This is a genomic window from Methylocystis sp. Sn-Cys (assembly GCF_016745395.1).
In the GTDB taxonomy this organism is placed as follows: Bacteria; Pseudomonadota; Alphaproteobacteria; order Rhizobiales; family Beijerinckiaceae; genus Methylocystis; species Methylocystis iwaonis.
In genome coordinates this window covers 812,636-833,106 of sequence record NZ_JAERVJ010000001.1, presented here as the reverse complement: position 1 = coordinate 833,106, position 20,471 = coordinate 812,636, and the positions used below count along the sequence as shown (strand labels likewise).

The following is a 20,471-nucleotide window of genomic DNA, read 5'->3' as shown; positions in this document are numbered from 1 at the left end:
CGCTATCCGGCGCGCAGGCGATCGACGGAAGCCTCGGCCGTCGCGAGGCGTCCCACTGCCGCGGCGCCGCCGGACACGAGGCCGCGATAAGCGTCGACGAGCGGGGTTTCGATCCGCGCCAGACGCCCTTTGGGATCTGGATCGAGATCCCAGAGGCCCATTTGCAAGAGATGGTCGTGCAACGGCCGCAGGCCCTGGCGATAGGCCCAGGTCACCAGCGCGAACATCGGCCACCAAGTGTAGCCGACCATGGGAATTCCCTGCGCGCGCAGCGCGCCCACCGCGGCGACGGAGCGGCGCAGCCATTCGAGCCGCCGCTCGACAGAGCCCTTGTCCGCCGTCTCGGAGATCATCAACGGAACGCCATAGCGTTCGAAATACATATGTCCGATCTTCTCGACCAGATCGCCGGAGGCATAGGGCATTCTGATCCGCAGCCGCCCTTCGTGGTCGCGCAGAATCCGTTTCTTGGTGAAGATCGGATAGAGATTGACGCCAATGATCGGCAAGTCCAGCGGCTCGCGCGCAAAGCTTTCGAGCAGCTTCTCATCCGCCCCATTGCGGCGCAGCCAATCCCAAAGCGCATGCCGCGAATTCACCCGCCCGCTGATGAGGTCGAGCGCGAGAAAGACGAGGTCCAGACGCCGGGCGGCCTCCGCCGCGAGCGCGGGATCGTCGGTCTCGAAGACATCCGTGGCGTCCACATGGAAGGGCGTGATGTCGGGATCGACCCGGCGCAGCGCCCGCACCGTCTCCACAATGCCTTGGCAGATGGCGAGCATGAGCGCGACGAACCCGCGCCAGCTTCGCTGATAGGGCGGCCACCAGCCGAGCCGGCCGCAGTACCAAGCGGTGATGCGCGGCTCGTTCAGCGGCGTGTACCACCTCACGCGCCCACGGAACCGCTCCGCCAGGCGCGCGGCGTATTCGGCGACGTAACGCGGGTAATCCGGGTTGAGAAAAGCCTGGTCGATCCAGGCCGGCAGGCCGTAATGGACGAGATCGACGATCGGATCGATCTTTAGCGAGAGCATCCGCTCCAGCGCGGCGTCGACAAATTCCCATTGCCAGACATTGGGCGCAGGTTGGATGCGATGCCAGGGAACGCCGTAGCGCGCGCAGGGCGCGCCCAGTTGCGCCATCAGGCCGATGTCTTCGCGCCACCGGCCGTAATGGTCGGTCAGCTCATATTCGTCCAGCGTCCGCCCGGTTCCGCGATGCGGCGCCGTTATGAAAGTGTCTTCGATTCCCACCGCCCATAAAAATGCGTCGGGCGAGGTAAGTCGCCCGATGTCGGACGCGCCGGGAAGCATGATCAACCGCGACCCGAATGGGGCTCGCCGCCGGCCCCGCGCGTGAGCGGCGTCGCCGCCGCAGGCGTGAACGATAGGGGTCGCCGGGCGCTCGATCTCTGCGCGAAAGGCATTGTGTTCCCTTCATGCGTTGCGCCCGAGTCGGTTACGGTCGCAGATCGTCTCGGTAAAGCCCAACAACGCATCCAGAAGGTTTTTGTTCCCGTACGGGCGGGCCTCGCCAGCTCTGTTTGCGACGAGAATTTTTCCGGTCCGGAGGTTGCGGCGTCTACCCAGTGCAGACGAGGAATTGCCACATAAACGTGGCCTATAGCAGCGGCCGTACAGACGGACCGGGTTACTTCGTCTCCGACGCACCACGATCCTGTCTGCGAATCGACGCCCACGGGCTAATTTTGCGCTTGATTTCAGCTCACCTTACCAAGGCAGTTCTCGTGCTTCATTGACGAAAATGCCATTGGGTCCCTCCTCGTCGAGCAACGCGAAGTTGACGGCAATGACGGCCGCCTGTTCGGGCGTGCGTGTCCCTGAAAAATTGGTCGCCTCGGTCGCCGTGTAGCCCGGGCAAATGGCGTTTACCTTGAACCCTTTATCTCTCAGTTGGTCGGCATAGCTGACGGTCAGCGAGTTCAGCGCCGCCTTAGATGCCGCATAGGTGGGAAGCTTGATGGCGCTATAAGCCCAGTTCGGATCCGCGCGCATTCCGAACGAACTCAGTTCCGACGATACGTTGACGATGCGCGGACGGTTAGATTTCGCCAGGAACGGCGCCATCGCTTCTGTGAGTCGTAAGACGCCGACGACGTTGACCTCCAAGGTCTGCCTCATCTGTTCGGCGACGGACAACGTCGGGTGATAATCCAATCCAATACCGGCGTTGTTGACCAGAGCGTCCAGTCGGCCGTGTTCTCTTTCGATCAAGTCAGTAAGCGCCGATACGCTGTCTTCGTCCGTAGTGTCCAGTTGCACCGGCCTGACGCGTAGCCCCTCCGCCTGCAGCGGGATACTCGCCTCTTTGCCTCGGTCGAGATCGCGGCACCCAAGCAGCACATTCACGCCTTTATGACGGGCCAGCCCGGCTGCAATGGCGAGCCCGATGCCGCGGTTCGCGCCGCTGACCAAGACGATAATCTCTTTTGTCCCCATTATGTCCGTCCCATATGTGCAAGCGTCACGCCGGTCCTTCACGCGAACACGGCCGTCGACGCAGGAGACACTTCGGCCGAGCTTGGCTGAAGGGCTTGCATAGGCAAGCGGACACCTTGTATAAAACCTCAAGCATGGTTGAGGTCAAGGGTTTTTCGCATTGGACAGACGTGGGACACCGCCCCAGCAATTGACAGTGGGCGAAGTGGCGCAACGGAGCGGCGTCGCCGTTTCGACTTTGCATTTTTACGAGGCCAAGGGGCTCATCGCGGCAACCCGCAGCCGCGGCAATCAGCGGCGCTTTTCGAGGGATATTCTGCGTCGGATCGCCATTATCCGAGTGGCGCAGCACCTGGGGCTGCCGTTGGCGGAAATCACTGCCCTTCTGAAGCCGATACCAGCCGGAAAACAACCTACAGCCGCTGCTGTCCGTGAGATGGTCGGCAACTGGCGGCAGTCCTTGCAGGCTCGCATCGACGGACTGATCCGATTGCGCGACCATCTGGATGGCTGCATCGGGTGTGGATGCCTGTCGCTAGAGGATTGTCCGCTACGTAATCCCTCCGACGAGTTAGGCGCCACCGGCTCGGGGCCAGTGCTGTTGCAGCGCGATCAGGCATGACTTGCAAGACAAGGTCGATGCCGTCTTGGCGGCTCGTCTTGGCTTTTCGTACCGGCGATTTCAATTCTCATTCGCTTCATCATCGCCAGCCAGTCAGCGATGCAGCCAAGTCAGGGGCAAGAAATCATGCAATGGCTATTGCAGCAGCTATCGCCGGAAATCCTGAGCGCCCTGCGAAATATGACGACGTCGCTCCTTGCCGGCGGCGCCATTTTCACCGCATTGGCACTTGTCCCCGGCGTCGCGTGCAATCCCGGAAAGCCCTGGTGGCGAAATCGCGGCCTCGCCACAGACGGCTGCTATCTGGCGCTGAATGCGATCCTGGCCACGTATCTTTCAACTGCCGTCGCAATTGCCCTTGCCTTGACTTTGACTTTGTTCCTCCCGGCGGTCGAAATTATCCGGCTGCTGCAGGGGAACGGCCTGTTTGCGCGTTTCCCGCTTGCCGCGCAATGCGCGCTCTATTTGGCCATATCCGATTTTTTGCTTTACTGGATTCACCGTGGGTTCCATCGCAAAATTCTCTGGCCGTTCCACGCGATTCATCACGCGAGCGAAGACCTCGATTGGACGAGCGGATACCGCATGCATCCCATCAATTTGGCGCTGAGCGCCCATTTGGTTCCGTTGCTGATGCTTTATCTTGGCATCCCACTCGAGGTCATCATCCTCCTGGCGCCCTTGGACACGGCAGTCGGCTATTTTGTGCATTCCAATCTCAACTGGACTCTCGGTCCGCTGCGATATGTGATTGCGACGCCTGTCTTTCACCGCTGGCATCACACCCGATCCAATCAGGGCGGCGCGGCCAATTTCGCGCCGACCTTCGCCATTTGGGATGTCCTGTTCGGCACGTTTTTCATGCCGGCGGGCGCGCTTCCGGCGCGTTACGGTATCGACGACCACGCCTTTCCGCCGAGATTCACGCGCCAGCTCGTCTATCCCTTTGAGGAGCTGCTTCGCCTTATCGGCCTTCGTAAGCGTTTGCCGCCGGTTGAAGGATCAACGCTCTAATCTGCTTTACCGCCTTCTCGATCTTTATGGCGAGCAAGGCCTGCCCACGCTCCGCCGAAGCTCTCTTTGGATTGCCGATGACGCCGCTCACGGCAAAGGGCGACGCCTCATTGACGCGCGAGAGATCGACGCCTTTCGGATTTATGGCCATGAGTTCGGAGGTATCGACAATGCCGGCATGCTCTCCAATCGAGGCCGGCGTTTCGCCTTGGGCCTTCAAAAGATCATTCTGAGCCGCGATCGATCCGTAATAATCCGACACGTCGAAAACGCGCACGCCGTCGGCGGCCCATTCGCGCGTCAGACGTGACGCAACCTCTGCTTGCGGCCCCACGCTGCCGCCGTGGTCGGCAATGAGGCAGATATTCTTGAACCCGCTCCCTCTCAGGCTGCGCGCCGCGCCCTCGAGCACTCCGGCGAAAACCTCTTCGGGCACGCCGATGGTGCCGGGAAATTGCATCAGGCCCTCGCCCTCCGGAACAAAGGAGATCACCGGCGCCACCAGAGCGTTACCCAGCGCGCGCGCAATCTCGTGTGACGTCCTGCGAACGATCTGGTCGTGTTTTCCCAAGACCATATGCGGGCCGTTTTCCTCGATCCCCCCGCTCGGGACGATGACGGTCGTGTAGCCTTGCTCGATCGCCTGGCGCAGCTCCACCCAGGTCATATCGGCAATGTCGAGGCGCTCCGGCGCCGAAGGCTTGCTCGCCTGCGCAGCGGCGCCCGATGCGATGAGAACGACAGCGAACAGGCTCACAGCGCCGCGAAACGACTTCACGAACATCGGCTATCCTCGAACATCTCGGCGCAGCGCTATTTTTTCCGCTCGAGGCTCAGCATATAGGCCACGACCTCGTCGATCTGGAAATCGGCAAGCTCCGGATTGGGCATCTTCCCATGCGGGGTTCTCAGAAATCCGCGAAGAAACGCTCCAGTCATGCTCGGGCGGCGCATGATGCGCAAAAAGCTCGGCGCCGGCGGTTTCAAAATCGGCCGCGTCGTCTGGTCTTTGGCGACGACATGGCAGGCCGCGCAGACCTGGAGCGCGAATTTATGGCCCGTGATTCGCGCATCGGCGGCGGCCGGATTCGATTCCTGGCCGACGCTCGCGACGACGCCGCCGAGTAGGCTCGCGATTGCCGCAAACGCAAAGATCAACGGCCTGATATTGTTTCCGGTTGAACAGCGCGCATGGGGGCTTGTCATTCCCGGCGGGCTGAAAGCCCGCCCCACAATCCAGAGCCGCGAAAGCGATGATTTTGCTCTGGATTTCCGATCGCTTCGCTGGCGCGAAGCGTCGCGAATAGCGCCGAACCAATCGAGCGGATCTCTTCTCATACCCGCGCGCCTCACTCGTATCGAAGCGCCTGGATGGGGTCGAGGCGCGCCGTTTTCCTTGCCGGATAATAGCCGAAAAATATGCCCAGGTCGCTTGCAGCCGCGCCGTCGTTCGCTTGATCCGATCGCGCCCGCCCGTCGCGACGGCATTTCGCAGAGCGTAAGCTAGGCCAAAGTAAACTCCAAATACAAATTTGCGAGGTCGCCTCCTGGCGGCTATTTTATCTATCAAGCGCGATCTTAGCTATATGTTGCACAAGTACCGCTGCGCGCGGCAATGTCGTTATATTTGATTTTCCGCAAAGACTTTTCCGGTTTTTGCCTGTTCGTTTGTGTTAGGGCGATTTGCGGTCGCCTCTAATTGGGATCAAAGACACATGCACAAAATCGCTCTTTCGGCTCTTGCCCTGACGATGACCGTCGGCTCGGCCCTCGCCGCCGACCTCCCCTCCCGCAAAGGCCCGCCGGTCCTTCCGCCGCCGCCCCCGCCGCCGCTTTGGACGGGCTTCTATGTCGGCCTGAACGCCGGCGGCACCTGGTCCAACAGCAACAATATTACTTACGCGTCCTTCCCGGGCGGATGTAACGTAGGGTTCCCCGGCTGCGCCGCTGTCCCGAACTCCAGCCAGCTCCTGGCCGCGGTGTCGACCGGCAACATCAACAACGGAAACCAGGGCGGTTTCATCGGCGGCGGCCAGATTGGCTACAACTGGCAGTTCTACAACAGCTTCGTCGTCGGCGTCGAGGCGGACATCCAGGGCGTCGCCGCGTCCCGCCGCAACGCGATTTCCTCGGCCGCGCTGCAGAACCCGAGCTTCACCAATCTGCTCGTTCAGACGACCTCCGTGTCACGTTCGCTCGATTACATCGGAACGGTGCGCGGTCGTCTCGGCTGGTTGGCCACGCCGACCCTGTTGATCTATGGCACGGGCGGCCTTGCTTACGGCGGCGTCAGCCTGAACTACGGCTCCGTCGGCACCGAACTCAGAGACGCAAGTCTGCCGAACAGCTATTTCTCGGCGGCGGCGTTCTCGGATACGCGCGTCGGCTGGACGGCTGGCGGCGGCGTCGAATGGATGTTCTGGCCCAATTGGTCCGCCAAGGTCGAATATCTCTATTATGATCTCGGCAGCGTCACCGTGGCCGGCAGCCCGCTCGTCAATATCGGCGGCCCCGCGTCGGCCGTTCCCGGCGGCACTTACAGCTCGGCTTTCCCGCAAGTCACGACCCGCTTCAACGGCAACATCGTCCGCGCGGGCCTGAACTATCACTTCAACTGGGGCGCCCCTGCTCCGGTCGTCGCGAAATACTGATCGAACAGATCCAGCCTCTGTTCGTGATGTGAGAGATGGCCCGGCTAACGCCGGGCCTTTTCTTTTATGCGGCGCCCCTTGCCTCCTCGGTCGGCGGGCCAGCCATAAGCTCCAACATTGGTTCCGTGTCTTCCCGACGCTCGCGCCGTTTTGACAAACTGGAAATCACCGCCGTCATTGCGAGGAGGCGAAGCCGACGAAGCAATCCAGGGCCGCATCGCCGCCCTGGATTGCTTCGCTTCGCTCGCAATGACGGGCTTTGGGCAAACCAGCGCTTCTTGTGGCTCTGGATTCCCGGTCTTCGGCCCGCCGGGAATGACACGCGCCCGATGCGAGCTGTTCAATGGACAGAAGGGGACGGCCTCGCTGCTGCAAGCCTTATTGCCAGCTCGTTTGCTCGCCGATAACGACGAAGTTCAGGAATCCGGCGGCCGCCCTTCGATGACAAAGTCGATCTTCAGAGGAGCATGAACGGCCGACTATAACTCCGGGCGGCGGCGCCATTTGCTGTTCGAAACGGCCCCAGCGATTTTCATGCAGAGACGTGACCAAGGCGGGCCGAGCAGGCGCTCTCTAAGCCGCTCAGGCTGCGGCGCCCGCCGGAGCCATCCCGGATGCTCGATTCGCCTCGGAGCCCTTGCGGCTCCATAAGCAGGCTTCGGAAAAGTTCGGCAGGCGCGACACACTGATGTGTGCATGACAGCTTGGCGGACCACAACGCGGCAAATCACCTCATTCGTTCAACTACGTAGACGCCGACCGCGAGATTTTCCTGCCGCCTGCGAAGCCGCACGCCAGCCGCCAGCGCTTCGCCCCTTCAAAGTTGAAGCCGCCCGCCCGTCCGAAAGCTTACTGGGGCGTTCGCCGTGCTTGCCGTTGCGAATTTCCGGAAAAGTGGTGCCGCAAGAGGGATTCGAACCCCCGACCCCATCATTACGAATTTCAGACCGCGACATCCGACATCATATCCAAACCCCCGCTATCTTACCATTTTTTATTGGAAATCAATGATATTCGCCTTCCCTATTGCACTCCGCGACGACCGATGCTTTCCTTTAAACTGGTCACCATATGGTCACCGAAAGGGGACGCCATGTCAACACGGACTGGTCGGCTCACTAAGAGGACTGTCGACGCGGCAGCGCCTTCGCTCGAACGGTACATCGTTTGGGACACTGAGCTTAAGGGCTTTGGTCTCCGCGTCGAACCATCCGGCACAAAGAGCTTCCTCGTTCGATACCGCTCCAATGGCAGGAAGCGCTTTTTGTCGGTAGGCCGCTATGGCCCCCTGACTCCGGACGTCGCGCGCGGACTCGCAAGAGGGCTTCTCGCGTCCGTCGATTGCGGCCAGGACCCAGCGGAGACCCGCCTGAAGAATAGACAGGCGATAAACGTCCGAGATTTAGCTGCTCGCTTCTTAGAGGATCACGTCGATGCCAAGCGTAAAGGATCGACGGCGAGCCACTATCGGAGCGCGATCGTACTGTATTTATTGCCGACGCTTGGCGCTCGAAAGGCGTACGATCTGACCAGAACGGATCTGGCCAGATTGCACCTTTCGATGAAGCATATTCCTTACCGGGCAAACCACGTGCTTGCCGTTGTAGCGTCGATGTATTCCTTTGGTGCAAAGCACGGAATCGTGCCCGACGGCGTCAGCCCAGCACTTGGAATTGAACGTTATCCCGAACCTCGCCGTGAGCGTTTCTTGTCATCAAATGAATTGGCGCGATTGGGTGAAGCGTTCCGGCACCTTGAGGTCGAAGGTCGCCACGGTTCGGGTATTGCCGCCCTGCGACTGCTCCTCTTTTCTGGCGCTCGACTAAGAGAGATTTTGCATCTTCGGTGGGAAAACGTCGACCTTGAAAGAGGAATGCTTTTTCTGCCTGACTCGAAAACGGGCAGGAAGACAATCGTGCTAGGCGCTCCTGCAATCACAATTTTAGCATCGCTCAATCGCGAAGGGACTTATGTCATTCCCGGCAAGAACTTCGACCAACCTAGAACAGATTTGAAAAAGCCATGGGCGGCGGCGATAAAGCTCGCAGACCTTCCCAACCTTAGAATTCACGACTTGCGCCATTCTTTTGCTAGCGTGGGCGCCGGAGCAGGACTCGGTCTGCCAATAGTAGGGAAGCTTCTTGGGCACTCGCAAGCAGCTACCACAGAGAGATACGCTCATCTCGATGCCGGCCCAGTTCGGCGAGCTGCTGACATGATCGGCAATACAATCTCAGCTGCACTAGAAGGGATTGGCTCCTCGCATCTAAAAAGCAGGTAGAATCAAAGCATTACACACGTCGTTGGCAGGATGCGTGTACCACTCGCGTGACCCAAATTCAAGCTCCGGGTGAGAAGGCGCTTGCTTAGAGCTCATTGGCTTGAGCGACGGTGCGGCGCTTGAAGCGGAAAAGCCAAGAATGGGCAGCCTCAACGTCATGGCGCTCACACGCCAAACGACGCGGCTTGGCGAGATACCGGCCTGCAAGGCCGTGTCAGATACATTTGGGGTAGTGGCTACTGCGACCCCTTCGGCCTCATAGGCTCAAGCGGGATGCAAAAAACGTGAATAGATTGTTCATCAACATCCGCCCGCATCTCACGGCGGAAGTTTTGGTAGCGTTCTCACAACGTAACCAAGGATATTCACGGCCTCAGGATACGCGTATGAACGCAGAGGATGGTTCAATATGGTCGTTGCATCGCTCTCGAAGCGGATCTGCTTTACGAGAATGAGCTCATCAACCATAGCGGAAGCGCTTCCAGAAGGGAAATTAATCGCGCTGGGTTGAACTCCATCACTAACGATCGCCTCTCTGTTTCTATTGTCGCCAACGAATAAATCTGGATTATCGATCAGGAAATCAAAATCAAGCCAAGGCCTAAATAATTTTATTTTAGCTACCTGGAAATTAACTCTGACTCCGCTTAACGAAAGTGCAGACGCTCGAGACCAAGCAGTTGAATCAGCCCAGGTTCCAGGAGGAGGAAGGATAATTGTTTGTGGTATTGAGCGTGTATAATCAATAGGAACACGAAATGCCTCGTATGCGTTCTGCAACCGCAGCCAGTTTCGCCATTTCTTTGTGTTTTGCTCTGCGTCAATCACCTTGATGGCCGAATCAATCTCATCCTTGTAGCCAAATTTGATCCATCTCAGGTTTTCGTTACGGTACGCATCTTCAAATGTCTTGTACTGGCGTAATCGAGTGTCTAGTTTCCACAATCCAGAATCGCGTCCAGCGATGAGGACTCGTATTATATCCTCATGCTTCCTATAGTCCGTCATGAAAGTGCTTGGGCGCCGCAGCCGCCCTGCTTGAGGAGCAAACAGCCACTTCTCCGCCTCGCTCCGCGTCATTCGTTTTACCGGCGCTATGGTCGCCGGCATCAAATCTGAAAGTAAGTCCGACCAGACGCTTTCTAGTGTTCTTGGACCGAGGACCGCATATCCATTGCGCATTTCTACTGGTTTATCGAATACCGCAGTAGCTCCCCAAGCGCGCGAGAGATCAGCGGTCACACCATTGTAGCCCTCCGTAAGGGCAGCGAGAGAAACACCGGGGGGGGCCAGCATTACAACTGACCACCCTCGCCGGCCTTGCTCCACCGGAATCTCTACTACGCTCGATCCGTTGAGGTTGCCAGATAACTGCTCAAGGAATGCACGCCTCTCGTCCGCGGCTTCGTCAGCTAGGCTTACTGACACAGCTGCGAGACCGAAAACTCCAAAGATCAGCCATCTCGTTAGGCGCATTGCGGATAACCTCGCCCCGAACCAACACTTTTTGGGATTACTTTTTGTTTATCCAGGCATTGTCTGGCCACGTATCATGCAGATTTGGCTCTGGGAGAACCGGAATCACTTCAGATATAATCCCAATCACGGCGATACCGGGGGCGTCTATCTTGAAGGTTACATCGTTTCCTGTCTCCGATATTTTTATAGATGACCAATCTTTGCCGCCGTGACCGCCGAAAATCCCGAAAAAACCGCCACCCCCGGAAACTGATCCCGTCGAAACGGTTTCATCATAGGTTTGCTTGGTTGTCGTCGTCGTCAAAGAACGGTTCCGTGCGATAACCAATTCAAGTGGAAGCATTGCACAATCGATCGGCTTGTTGTCGTACACAACTTCCGTTGGAGCCGCGGGCTTTCCATTGGAGTCGACGTAGGCGGAGACATAAGGAAATTGCGCCGTATTTGGACTTTTTCGCCATGTCCAACCTGCCGGCTCAAAGAAAACTTCTGTATCGAGCCATGGACGCCGGATTGTTACGCGCTTTAATTCGAAACTATAGTCAAACTGATCCACATTCGTCACTTTTGACGTAGAGCCGCTTCCGCTACCGCCTCCGCCAACAATGGTTATGAAGCCTAAATTAAGGCCGCCAAATCCACGCGCATTGGACGTAGATTGATTGAAATCGGTACTTGTTGATTTGCTGGTGTAGAGGAATTTGGACCACCCTGCCACATCGTCCCATTTATCGACAGTTGGGGACACTTCAGATGCGGGTGCCTTGAACGCGCCAGGAGTGTCGCTTGGGGCTAATCCCGAGAGCCGATAGTAACTAAGAACATCGCGCCGGTTCTCCTGTTTTATAGCTCCATATTTGATGTCGTTCGCGTTGATGACGTTGAATGCTTCTGCAATATAAGACTTATACCCCAAAACCTTCCAATCTTTATCTATTTGCAGAAGCTCATTCTGCTTTTGAGCGCGTTCCGCTGGCGTTTTAGACGTGAAAAGATCGCCGAATTTCGTTGAATATGACTTTTGATAGCTTTTCCATACAGAGTATTCAGGTGTTTCAGCTGGCGGGCTGGTGCGTGTTCTCAGTCGGTCTTGAGCATCCTTCACATCTTGCGGCTCAGGTCGCAGTGGCCCTGTAAGGCTATTGAGCAACTTTTCATAGATTAAGTCGATCTTTCGCGCACGTTGAAAAGATTGGATTACGGGTTGCGTATCCGGGCAAAAATTTGCGAGATCATTCACCTGCGATAGATCGGAAGAATCAACGAGAGAACCAACCATAGATAAACTCAACCAGTTTTTCTTTGATTCTCCACTAAACCCCAAAGTACCACGCAGTTTTTCGTATAAAACTGACATTGCCTGTTCTGGCGTAAAGGCATTGACTTGGGTGCTAGTTGATAAACAGGCGACTAGCGTGGCCAAGAAAAATCTGTTCATCTTCCCCCTCCCATTTATTTCATATCTCAAGGCCAGATCCGACCGGGTTCTGGATTAGGAATTTTAGGCAGCTCCTCAACCGCGGCTCCGACAATGTAAACACGCGGCACACCTACATATTTGCTCTGATAGATTGGAGTGCTAAGGTCCCTGCTTACAGCAAAGCCGGAAATGTCCACGGAAGCCGCTTTACTCAGCCCATCAATAAAAACCCCATCCATGGGGCTTGTTAGGCCGATTTCGACGTTTTTTATAAGGACCAAAGCGGTATATAGCTTAGGTATCAATTCGCGTGCGGATGCACCACTGACACCGTCGGAGATGACCTGCTCTCCTCCCTTCAACCGCCAACCAGTGTCTACTAGGAAAGGATGCTCGATTACAGATCGGCGCAACGGCACAAAGAGGAAATCGAAGGAGATTGTCGCGGTTTTGTCTGTTGTGGATGACGTCCCGCCGCCATAAGAAACCTTGACGTTCAAATTGTATTTTTGAGCGGAGAAAGTTAGTCGCGACCAGTCAGATCGACCAAAAGCCGCGTCCAGCATTTTAACATCGAATTCCGTCTCTTCATCCAGCGTCTTTATCCAATTATCACGAAGCTCAGTCGTAGCCCCCTGGCTATATCGCCTCATGGTCTGCATTGCCTGCTCAACGTCTTCTTTGTAGCCATAGAGACGCCAATCAATCTCAACTGACTTCAGCTCATTTAAGATTTGTAGGCGATCTGCATTTGATAGACTAGGAGTTGTCAGCTTCTGCTTTAATGCGTCGCTTTGACCCTTGTATTTGGAGTACGCAAGTAGCTGAGGGGAGGGTGAGTGTATTTTAGAATCTGAGTAAAGCAGGCCCTCTGCCTTGGAAAGCTCTTGCTTTTGGTCCGAACTAAGTGAAACTGCGCCAATCTCAATACTCGAAGAGGCATTCCTGAGAACTTCGTACATTGATACGGAGCTTGGCTGACCATTATCCAATGGAATATTGTCAAATATCGTAGCTCTTTTTAAGAAGGATTGGTCGCGCAATAAGTTGCTCGGAATTTGTGCGCCGGCAGACTCAAAAGCGATTAACCTTTTAGGGCTGGCTGAAAGCGCGCTCGCATCGCTTATGGCCATTACGACGACAGATGCTAATGACGGATTGGGAGGCTCGGCCGCGGTAGCTGTGCTCGCCTCAAGAAAGACATAGCCCATTGCAATGACTTTGTGGTGTTTGAGCGTTAGCATGAAGCATTCCCAACAAAAATTATCCATTTCTGCGGCCAATCGTCGCGCCAGCCGTAGCAACTGTCAAGCGCCCCGACTCTCGTCAGATTGCTAAACATTTCCGCGTGAACTCGCGCGGAGCGCCGCGGGGGCCAACGCTCACCCTCATTGCCCAGAGGCGAGCAGATTAGGGGCGAAGGCAGAGTGGATAACCGCAACGCCACCCGCGTAAAAAAGCAAGGCCATGGGCTCACTAACAACCCGTTGACGAAGTCGCAGCTTGATTAATCGGGTTCTGGAGCGACGATCACGGCGAGCATGGTCGGCGCGCCGCCGATCTCGCCATCATGACGATGGCCATCGCGCTATCTGTTCGAACGACGCACAAAAAGTCGTTTCTGGCGGCCTCGGCGCGTTCTCTCGGCGTCCCGCAGCCGGTGAGGGGGTGCGCATCTGGACGCCGAGATTGAAGCCGGCGACATGGATCAGGTAACGCTTGGCGATTATCTCGCGGCCCCGAAGCCAGGCCCGACGCATGCCGCCGCGATCCAGCACATGGGCGAAGCTGCGTTCACCAATCCGCCGCGCTTGCGCATGGCCGCGCGCCCGACGCCCGATTTCAGCCGCCGCCGATTGGCGTAGACCGCCTCCCGCGCCGCCTCGTCGCCTTGCCAGCGCAAATAGCCCTTCGCCGGAGCCGGCTCGCTTATGCGGCTCTTCCACTCGCCGCCATCGAGGTCCTTCAAGACCGAACGCGAGTGATACCCCTTGTCCGCAATGATCTCGCAGGGATCGTCGCGCGTGGGCGCGAGACCGACCGCCGAGAGATTGTCCTTCGCCATCTTCATCTCGTTCAATGTCGCCGTGTCGTCCTTGTCCGCTTCATGGATCGGCGCGGCGACGATGACGCCCGTGTCGAGATCGACCGCATGTTCCGGCTTGTAGGCCAGATGCGTCGTCCCGTCCTTCATCCTGGCGATCTGCGCCTCGGCGTCATTCTTGCTCGTCCCAATCGTCGTTCGATAGCTTCTTGCCTTTGCGCTTCTTGTCGAAGTGCGCCAAATCCTTGGCGCTGGGGGTCTTTATGCCGCTTTCCGTCGCCATGCGCGTGAGCATCTCGCGATAGGTTTCGCCGCTGTCCCGCCGCACGATGCTGCGCAACGCGGTGTTGTCCTCCATGGTCGAGCCGTCGACGCCGAGCCGCTCGCCCTTCAGCAGGCCGCGCTCGGCGACGAGCTTCAATACGAAGCCGAAGACCTTCTCGTGAACGTCGTGCGGGAGGCGCGAGCGCGTCTTCGACAGCCACGAGTGATCGGGAACCTTGTCCCGGTTGGCCAGCCGCAGAAAATCGCGCAGCGAATAGGAATCGGCGTAGCGCGAGGCGATGCCGCGCTCGCTGTCGAGCCCTTCGAAATAGCCCACCATGTGCGGGCAACCCGGGAAACAAGACTATTGGCAGGTCGCCGTATCCTTGTCGGTCGCCAACGATCACGCAAGCTTGCCGATCGCCTTTCGGCTCTACCTACCAGAGAATTGGGCCGAAGATCCCGAGCGCCGCCGCAAGGCCGGCGTTCCCGAAAAAATCGACCTTGCGATGTCGCTCCCTGAAAATGCTTGGGATAAGATAGCATGGCGCGAAGGCACGAACGAAAATCTCACCTCTCGTTTCGCGGCCGTTCGGGTTCAGCCGGCTCATCGCGACTATTGGCGTTCAGCGCCCCATGCCGAAGAGTGGTTATCTCGTTGAATGGCCCGAGCGTGAAAGCCAGCCAACCAAATATTGGCTTTCAACCTTGCCGCCGGACACGACCATCTCAGCGCTAGTCAAACACACTAAACTGCGCTGGCGGATCGAGCGTGATTATCAGGAACTCAAACAAGAACTCGGGCTCGATCATTACGAGGGACGAGGTTGGCGTGGCTTTCACCACCACATGGCGCTCTGTGTCGCCGCCTATGGATTCCTGGTCTCCGAGAGGAGTCTGATTCCCCCCTCAGGCGTCAAAACCACGATCCTCAAAGCGCCTCCCTTATCCGACGGTTATCGACCTCGCGGATCCGCCAATCCGGCCCGAACGCCACGTCGTCTCATCAATCGCGAGCATACGAATTAGGTTGCGCGAGCCTTGGTGCTACGGCTGTTCCGATGTCCGTGTTGTCAACGAAAAATCCGGCGGCAAGATTTACGACACAGTAAAACTAAGCCCCCTGCAAATTGACGTGCCTTAGCCTATCTATCTAACACAAGTGGCGACGTAAAATGCGCCAGTGCATTGCTGGCTCTGCGTGCAGCACTTATCACTTCCCGAATATGTCTTTTTTGTTCCGGAGCAGTGCGTGTATTCATACTCCGTATCGCTGATTTTTCTGCATTCGGATTTGCCTTGCTGGAAACCGCCAGCACCGTCAGGTCGCGCGCACCAATTAGGTCGGTTGTCGGCTCCCTGATCCCCGCAGGTCCGAATATCTGCCGCCAGGACAGCGTAGGGAAGCGACGTGAGAAGCAAGGCAAGAAAAACAACAGGTATCATGTCTGCCCCGTCAGATCACGGCCATCAATTTTGAGAGTAAAGCTCAATGGCGCGTGACACACAAGCCCTTCGCAAAAACTCCGCGGGTCCGGATGCCATATGCTGTCGCCCGGTTAAGTTCACGGGGAAAGTAGGTGCTGCAAATTTCTGTTCGGCAATCGGGAAGGGAATGGCGCTACCGTTCCGCTCTCCGATGCGCTCCTTGAGCTGCTGCCGGTTTCGTGGACACCGAGAGGCCGGAGGTTGGTTATGGCGAGACGGATAGCGGCTTCCATTTTTGGGAGGCGTAAGGGGATCTATGGGGGCTGGCGACCGAGACCAAAAGAATCTTGCTGCGCGGCTTCTTCCCCGTCATCTTCCGGCCGGCCTCCACCCCGCCGCCTTGGCCTCCTGCGCGGAGCAGAACCAGCGCTCGGGTCCGTTCATTGCCACGCTGGTTTTAGTTACGGCTTCCGGGCAGGTGGTAGATCCGCTCGCCCTTGGCGTTGACGTTGCCCTTGACGACGCACTACCGCGAAGCCGCTCGCCCGTTCGGCGCCTCCCTGCCGAGGAGGTCGCCGGACTTCGGGACCGGCTTCGCCGCCTCCCAAAGCTTCCCAAACCGGGACTCGAACTTCCCCATTGCCGCGGCGTCGCGGACGACGATGACGTCGTTGTCCTGCCTATGCCGAGCGCTTCGCGCGCCGCGGCCATGATCTCGTGCTGGTGGCGCGCGACCGGCGCCCAATGGAGGCCCTGTCCATGCGCCTCCGAAAGAACACGCGCCAGGAGCACTTTACATCCCGCCAGGACATCTTACTGCTTCCAACCCATTCGTGCTGGAAGCGGAACACGCGGTGCGGCAGGCCGGTGACGCGCCGATGACCTCGACGCAATTGGTCGTATTGGACTTCCTGTACCACCTCTCATCGGAGTATCTCGAAATCCTGCGGAGGGACTTCAAGGCTCACCAAGACAAGAAGAAGGATAAGGCGCAGGACGTTCTCAAATACCTTCGCGAAAACCACAGGGAGTATTTCAAAGTCGCTAAGCGAAGCGTGCAATTCGACCATGCCGCGCGGAAGGTTCAGGAAGACATTTTTGTTGATCTCATCAAGGAATCTATCCGTATCGACGACATCATCTCGTTCAAGCGCATCGCCGCGCGTCGCTCGGTTTCAAACAAGGAAACTGATAAAACGCTGTCGACGATGTCGTCGAAGATTTACTCAGCAATGTCATCCGACGCCGGAGATGAGGAGGTTTTCGACACGTTTAAGGTGGCGCTCAGCGATACGGACGTCCAACTCGACACCATCTATGACAAACTTTTCAAAGAGGTCATCGACGATGTGAGGCGGTTTGGCGGGGTTAAGGAGGGCGATACACAGCTGCAAATTAGGTCGACGTTGCAGCATCGTGAATTGCTTGAGGGCAACACGACCGTCATGTACGGGCAGGGAGCAGAACTGCACGTCCTGCCCGAGAGCTACAACGGCTTGGGCTACCTAAACTTGATCAGCATGATCTTCGATATCAAGATCATCCTTAACGAGTTCAAGCGAGGAAATAAGCCGAAACCCGCTGACATCAATCTCCTGTTCATTGAGGAGCCTGAAGCCCATACCCATCCGCAGATGCAGGCGATCTTCATCAAGAATATCAAGAACCTCGTTGGACGGTCCGTTTCAAACGCGGACGGTATTAAGCGCCCGCTCCAGACAATTCTCTCGACGCATTCGGCACACATCGTGGCCGAGTCCGAATTCGATGACATCAAGTATTTCAAGAAGTCCGCCGGAACCACTGTGGCCAAGGGACTGCGCGATTTGCGCGCCATGTACAAGGCCTCGGGGAAAGACGGGCATTACACCTTTCTAAGACAGTACCTGACTCTCCATCGCTCGCAGCTTTTTTTCGCCGACAAGGCGATTTTAGTTGAGGGTGACACAGAGCGAATCCTCCTTCCTGCGATGATGCGCAAAATTGATCAAATCGACGAAGCAGCCGCTTTCGCAGATTCTGAAATCGCCCCGCTGCCTTTGATGTCTCAAAACATCTCAGTAATCGAGGTCGGTGCCCACTCTCATATTTTTGAAATCTTCCTCGACTTCATCGGCGTGAAGACGCTCATCATCACGGACCTGGATTCGGCCGTCGAGCGGCAGCGCATGAAAGACGGCAACCTGGTCACCAACAAGAAGGGGCAACCAGTTATTGATGTCGTTGCTCACCCGGTGGAAGGCGGAACCCACACGACCAATGCTGCCCTAAGATTTTTCTTCGGAGTTGGCTCCGCGCTCGCATATTTCCTGGGGCTGGCCCTTGAACAAAAGACCGTCAAGAAGAAGCCAGACGCCCTCTGGGCTACGGACCCCGCTGGCGAAGTCATGTGCGCTTACCAGGTCACCGAGACTAATGCCGAGAATGAAACATACTGTGCTCGGAGCTTTGAGGACGCATTTTTCCACGTCAATCGAGCATGACATCGGCCAGCGCGGTGGCCGATGATCACGATCCGCCAAAGTTTCCAAGTCTCAAACAAGGTGCACTGGCCGAGTTCATCGGCGGCGGCAAGCCCGATGCAATGGCTGATAGCGGAATTGATAAGAAGCCCTCCTTCGCCATCGAGATACTGCTCAACAGCGAAACGACTAAGCTGACCAAGACAAATAAGGGCGGCCAGACCCGAGAATTCACTCTGGAATTCAGCAACTGGAACATTCCGAAATACATTCACGAAGGTCTAAGATGGATCAAGGTGGGCTGAAGCTGGAGCCTGAGGTCGAGCGAGTTCTCAAACATGTCGCCGACGGCAAGAACTTCCTGCTAAGCGGTGGAGCAGGGAGCGGAAAAACGTACTCCTTGGTCCAGGTCATTGGAGAGCTGCTGCGGACCCAGCCAAGCGCGTTCATTGCTTGTATCACCTATACGAACGCTGCGGTTCGTGAAATCGAGTCACGCGTCGTGAGCGAGAGACTGGCCGTCAGCACCATCCATGATTTTCTCTGGGCAGCTATCAGCCCGTTCCAGGCCGAGCTGCGCCTTGTTCTGATCGATTTGATGACTGGAGATAGCCCTCGCATTAAACCCGGGAGCACCGCTGTTTCCGATGGGATGTATGACGGCAAATCGATTAAATACAAGGAGTTAAGAATACTAGCCGAAGGGATCATTTCCCACGACGAGGTTATCACTCTCGCCCACGGTGTGTTTCAAAAATATCCGAAGATTCGAGAAATCCTTCGAGATCGTTATCGGTATATTCTGGTCGATGAATACCAGGATACCGCACCCGACGTCATCAAAATCCTTCTCGATTTTCTGCCCTTGGCGCACAGGAAAGGCGTCTGCGGCTTCTTCGGTGACAGCATGCAATCAATCTATGATAACGGTGTTGGATCGATAAAGGATTATGTGGCGGCTGCCTCTGTGGTGGAGGTTCAAAAAGTCCAGAACCGCCGAAATCCTCGCCTCGTGTTCGAGCTTGCGAACCGCTTGAGATCAGACGGGATCGTACAGAAGGAGTCTGCTGACGAAAATGCTCCGAATATGCATGGCGGTGCCGTGAAGGATGGATCAATCCGCTTTTATTACGCGGCGAACGGAAGCGACAAACTCGATGCCGTGCGGAAAGCCCTCGGATGGAACTTCAGCGAGGTCGCTGAGACCAAAGAGCTGAACCTGACGCACAATTTGATCGCGCCTCAGGCGGGGTTCGGCGATCTCATGGAAATCTACGACAAAGACGGAGTGCTCAAATTCCGCGACAGGCTCGTCGACCATATCAAAGGCAACGATGACCTCACCAAATACGACGCCGACACATTCGGCGAAGTCATGGCCAAGTTCCCGGGAGTGGCTCCGACGCCGGGGATGAAGGATTTCATCGACGCCCATCCAGACTGGCTGACAGATGCAAAAAGCTGCAACTTCCTGGTATTCAGGCGCATGTATGTCGATAAGGACCAGCTCGTCGACGACAAGAAACAAACCGAGGAGGAGGCCGCACGCAAGGGCTCACAACGATGCCCGTTTATCAAGCACGTCTTCAAAATCCTGGACGTCGTTCACCTCTATAAGCTACGGAAATTCAATGAATTTCTGAGGCGTACCGAGTTCAAGCTTGGGTCAGCAAAAGACAAGGTGCGGCTCAAGGAATGTATCAACGAAATCGGTGCGATGAGCGACCGTCCGATTATCGAAGTCATAGATTACGCCGAGAAACATGGACTGGTCCGCAAGGACGACGCTTTCACCAATTTTGTGATCCGCAAGCCCTACCTCTTCAATCGCGTAACGCCAGTAAAGTGCTCATCTTACCTGGCGCTCTACGAGTATCTCGAAGGCCGAACGACCTACTCAACGCAGCACAAGATCAAAGGACGAGAGTTTGATCGGGTTCTCGTCGTTCTGGATTCTGGGGGGTGGAACAAGTACAATTTCACCTATCTGTTCGAGGGTAGCGGGACAGCTTCCGTCCGCGAGCGCACTGAAAAACTGTTCTATGTCTGCTGCACGCGATCAAAAGACTCGCTTGCGGTGTATTTTCGGGACCCTTCCTTGAAGGTCATCGCAAGAGCGAAAGAGTGGTTCGGCGACGGAAATGTCATCGCCATCTGATCATTTTGCGGCAGGATGATCATTCGCTACGCTGATCAGGTCAAACTCCCATCTTGTTGGAAAGATATCCTGCATAGATCGGCGCGGCAGATGCGATATGTCTTGGTTGCATAGGTCGATGCGCCTTGCGATGATGAGCCGATAGGCACGCGACAGGCGTCCCGCCCGTAGCGCAGTATTCTTACAAGT

At 56.7% G+C, this 20,471-nt stretch carries 17 protein-coding genes and 2 pseudogenes; 10 read left to right on the top strand and 9 right to left on the bottom strand.

Annotated elements, in window-relative coordinates; translation table 11 throughout:
• Positions 1 to 2: 2 nt before the first annotated feature.
• Positions 3 to 1,313, bottom strand: a complete 1,311-nt coding sequence (locus JJT62_RS03900; protein WP_202071336.1) for a family 1 glycosylhydrolase — start codon at positions 1,311 to 1,313, stop codon at positions 3 to 5.
• A 417-nt stretch (positions 1,314 to 1,730) separates the two neighbouring features.
• Complete coding sequence (locus JJT62_RS03895; protein WP_202071335.1) at positions 1,731 to 2,459, bottom strand: SDR family oxidoreductase; 729 nt, start codon at positions 2,457 to 2,459, stop codon at positions 1,731 to 1,733.
• 190 nt (positions 2,460 to 2,649) lie between these two features.
• Between JJT62_RS03895 and soxR the strand changes: the two genes are divergently transcribed.
• Together soxR and JJT62_RS03885 are read left to right on the top strand one after the other, a co-directional pair.
• Positions 2,650 to 3,081 carry a redox-sensitive transcriptional activator SoxR gene (soxR, locus tag JJT62_RS03890; protein WP_246744668.1) on the top strand — a complete coding sequence of 144 codons (432 nt, stop codon included), beginning with the start codon at positions 2,650 to 2,652 and terminating at the stop codon, positions 3,079 to 3,081.
• A gap of 126 nt (positions 3,082 to 3,207) precedes the next feature.
• Entirely contained in the window at positions 3,208 to 4,095 is an 888-nt protein-coding gene (locus JJT62_RS03885; protein WP_202071333.1) for a sterol desaturase family protein, read from the top strand.
• Here JJT62_RS03885 and JJT62_RS03880 read toward each other — a convergent pair.
• Both JJT62_RS03880 and JJT62_RS03875 read right to left on the bottom strand, forming a co-directional pair.
• Positions 4,046 to 4,879 carry a creatininase family protein gene (locus tag JJT62_RS03880; protein ID WP_202071332.1) on the bottom strand — a complete coding sequence of 278 codons (834 nt, stop codon included), beginning with the start codon at positions 4,877 to 4,879 and terminating at the stop codon, positions 4,046 to 4,048. The two genes, JJT62_RS03885 and JJT62_RS03880, sit on opposite strands and share 50 nt — an antisense overlap.
• 29 nt (positions 4,880 to 4,908) lie before the next feature.
• On the bottom strand, positions 4,909 to 5,253 hold the full coding sequence (locus JJT62_RS03875; RefSeq protein ID WP_202071331.1) for a c-type cytochrome: 345 nt from the start codon (positions 5,251 to 5,253) through the stop codon (positions 4,909 to 4,911).
• Positions 5,254 to 5,810: 557 nt separating this feature from the next.
• Here JJT62_RS03875 and JJT62_RS03870 point away from each other — a divergent pair.
• From JJT62_RS03870 to JJT62_RS03860, 3 genes are all read left to right on the top strand, one after another.
• Positions 5,811 to 6,746, top strand: coding sequence for an outer membrane protein (locus JJT62_RS03870; RefSeq protein WP_202071330.1), 936 nt, complete (start codon positions 5,811 to 5,813; stop codon positions 6,744 to 6,746).
• Between the two features lie 150 nt (positions 6,747 to 6,896).
• Positions 6,897 to 7,217 carry a hypothetical protein gene (locus JJT62_RS03865; RefSeq protein ID WP_202071329.1) on the top strand — a complete coding sequence of 107 codons (321 nt, stop codon included), beginning with the start codon at positions 6,897 to 6,899 and terminating at the stop codon, positions 7,215 to 7,217.
• Positions 7,218 to 7,839: 622 nt separating this feature from the next.
• Positions 7,840 to 9,027 carry a site-specific integrase gene (locus tag JJT62_RS03860; RefSeq protein WP_202071328.1) on the top strand — a complete coding sequence of 396 codons (1,188 nt, stop codon included), beginning with the start codon at positions 7,840 to 7,842 and terminating at the stop codon, positions 9,025 to 9,027.
• Positions 9,028 to 9,345: 318 nt separating this feature from the next.
• On the opposite strand, the gene JJT62_RS03855 is transcribed toward JJT62_RS03860, so the two are convergent.
• The 5 genes from JJT62_RS03855 to JJT62_RS03835 all read right to left on the bottom strand — a co-directional run bounded on the left by JJT62_RS03855 (position 9,346) and on the right by JJT62_RS03835 (position 14,574).
• Positions 9,346 to 10,269 (bottom strand): hypothetical protein, encoded by a 924-nt coding sequence (locus JJT62_RS03855; RefSeq protein WP_202071327.1) that lies wholly within the window; start codon positions 10,267 to 10,269, stop codon positions 9,346 to 9,348.
• A gap of 271 nt (positions 10,270 to 10,540) precedes the next feature.
• On the bottom strand, positions 10,541 to 11,944 hold the full coding sequence (locus JJT62_RS03850) for a hypothetical protein (RefSeq protein WP_202071326.1): 1,404 nt from the start codon (positions 11,942 to 11,944) through the stop codon (positions 10,541 to 10,543).
• A 26-nt stretch (positions 11,945 to 11,970) separates the two neighbouring features.
• On the bottom strand, positions 11,971 to 13,170 hold the full coding sequence (locus JJT62_RS03845; RefSeq protein ID WP_202071325.1) for a hypothetical protein: 1,200 nt from the start codon (positions 13,168 to 13,170) through the stop codon (positions 11,971 to 11,973).
• 482 nt (positions 13,171 to 13,652) lie between these two features.
• Positions 13,653 to 14,120, bottom strand: a complete 468-nt coding sequence (locus JJT62_RS03840; protein WP_246744667.1) for a transposase — start codon at positions 14,118 to 14,120, stop codon at positions 13,653 to 13,655.
• Positions 14,121 to 14,142: 22 nt separating this feature from the next.
• Positions 14,143 to 14,574: a transposase gene (locus tag JJT62_RS03835; RefSeq protein ID WP_202071324.1), complete on the bottom strand. Its 432-nt coding sequence runs from the start codon at positions 14,572 to 14,574 to the stop codon at positions 14,143 to 14,145.
• Position 14,575: 1 nt separating this feature from the next.
• On the opposite strand from JJT62_RS03835, the pseudogene JJT62_RS03830 reads away from it, so the two are divergent.
• The 5 genes and pseudogenes from JJT62_RS03830 to JJT62_RS03815 all read left to right on the top strand — a co-directional run.
• A pseudogene (locus JJT62_RS03830) lies at positions 14,576 to 15,263 on the top strand (IS701 family transposase); the annotation flags it as partial.
• Positions 15,264 to 16,343: 1,080 nt separating this feature from the next.
• Positions 16,344 to 16,442 (top strand): annotated as a pseudogene (locus JJT62_RS19040) (SDR family oxidoreductase); the annotation flags it as partial.
• Positions 16,443 to 16,495: 53 nt separating this feature from the next.
• Positions 16,496 to 18,145 carry an AAA family ATPase gene (locus JJT62_RS03825; RefSeq protein ID WP_202071323.1) on the top strand — a complete coding sequence of 550 codons (1,650 nt, stop codon included), beginning with the start codon at positions 16,496 to 16,498 and terminating at the stop codon, positions 18,143 to 18,145.
• Complete coding sequence (locus JJT62_RS03820; RefSeq protein ID WP_202071322.1) at positions 18,142 to 18,429, top strand: hypothetical protein; 288 nt, start codon at positions 18,142 to 18,144, stop codon at positions 18,427 to 18,429. Before JJT62_RS03825 ends, JJT62_RS03820 begins: the two co-directional genes overlap by 4 nt.
• Entirely contained in the window at positions 18,411 to 20,282 is a 1,872-nt protein-coding gene (locus JJT62_RS03815) for a UvrD-helicase domain-containing protein (protein ID WP_202071321.1), read from the top strand. Before JJT62_RS03820 ends, JJT62_RS03815 begins: the two co-directional genes overlap by 19 nt.
• Positions 20,283 to 20,471 lie beyond the last annotated feature (189 nt).

What these genes read in the sequence shown, in the direction of transcription:
- JJT62_RS03900 (WP_202071336.1), bottom strand. Translation starts at nt 1,313, where the DNA reads ATGCTTCCCGGCGCGTCCGACATCGGGCGACTTACCTCGCCCGACGCA.
- JJT62_RS03895 (WP_202071335.1), bottom strand. Translation starts at nt 2,459, where the DNA reads ATGGGGACAAAAGAGATTATCGTCTTGGTCAGCGGCGCGAACCGCGGC.
- JJT62_RS03885 (WP_202071333.1), top strand. Translation starts at nt 3,208, where the DNA reads ATGCAATGGCTATTGCAGCAGCTATCGCCGGAAATCCTGAGCGCCCTG.
- JJT62_RS03880 (WP_202071332.1), bottom strand. Translation starts at nt 4,879, where the DNA reads ATGTTCGTGAAGTCGTTTCGCGGCGCTGTGAGCCTGTTCGCTGTCGTT.
- JJT62_RS03870 (WP_202071330.1), top strand. Translation starts at nt 5,811, where the DNA reads ATGCACAAAATCGCTCTTTCGGCTCTTGCCCTGACGATGACCGTCGGC.
- JJT62_RS03860 (WP_202071328.1), top strand. Translation starts at nt 7,840, where the DNA reads ATGTCAACACGGACTGGTCGGCTCACTAAGAGGACTGTCGACGCGGCA.
- JJT62_RS03850 (WP_202071326.1), bottom strand. Translation starts at nt 11,944, where the DNA reads ATGAACAGATTTTTCTTGGCCACGCTAGTCGCCTGTTTATCAACTAGC.
- JJT62_RS03845 (WP_202071325.1), bottom strand. Translation starts at nt 13,170, where the DNA reads ATGCTAACGCTCAAACACCACAAAGTCATTGCAATGGGCTATGTCTTT.
- JJT62_RS03840 (WP_246744667.1), bottom strand. Translation starts at nt 14,120, where the DNA reads ATGAAGGACGGGACGACGCATCTGGCCTACAAGCCGGAACATGCGGTC.
- JJT62_RS03835 (WP_202071324.1), bottom strand. Translation starts at nt 14,574, where the DNA reads ATGGTGGGCTATTTCGAAGGGCTCGACAGCGAGCGCGGCATCGCCTCG.
- JJT62_RS03820 (WP_202071322.1), top strand. Translation starts at nt 18,142, where the DNA reads ATGACATCGGCCAGCGCGGTGGCCGATGATCACGATCCGCCAAAGTTT.
- JJT62_RS03815 (WP_202071321.1), top strand. Translation starts at nt 18,411, where the DNA reads ATGGATCAAGGTGGGCTGAAGCTGGAGCCTGAGGTCGAGCGAGTTCTC.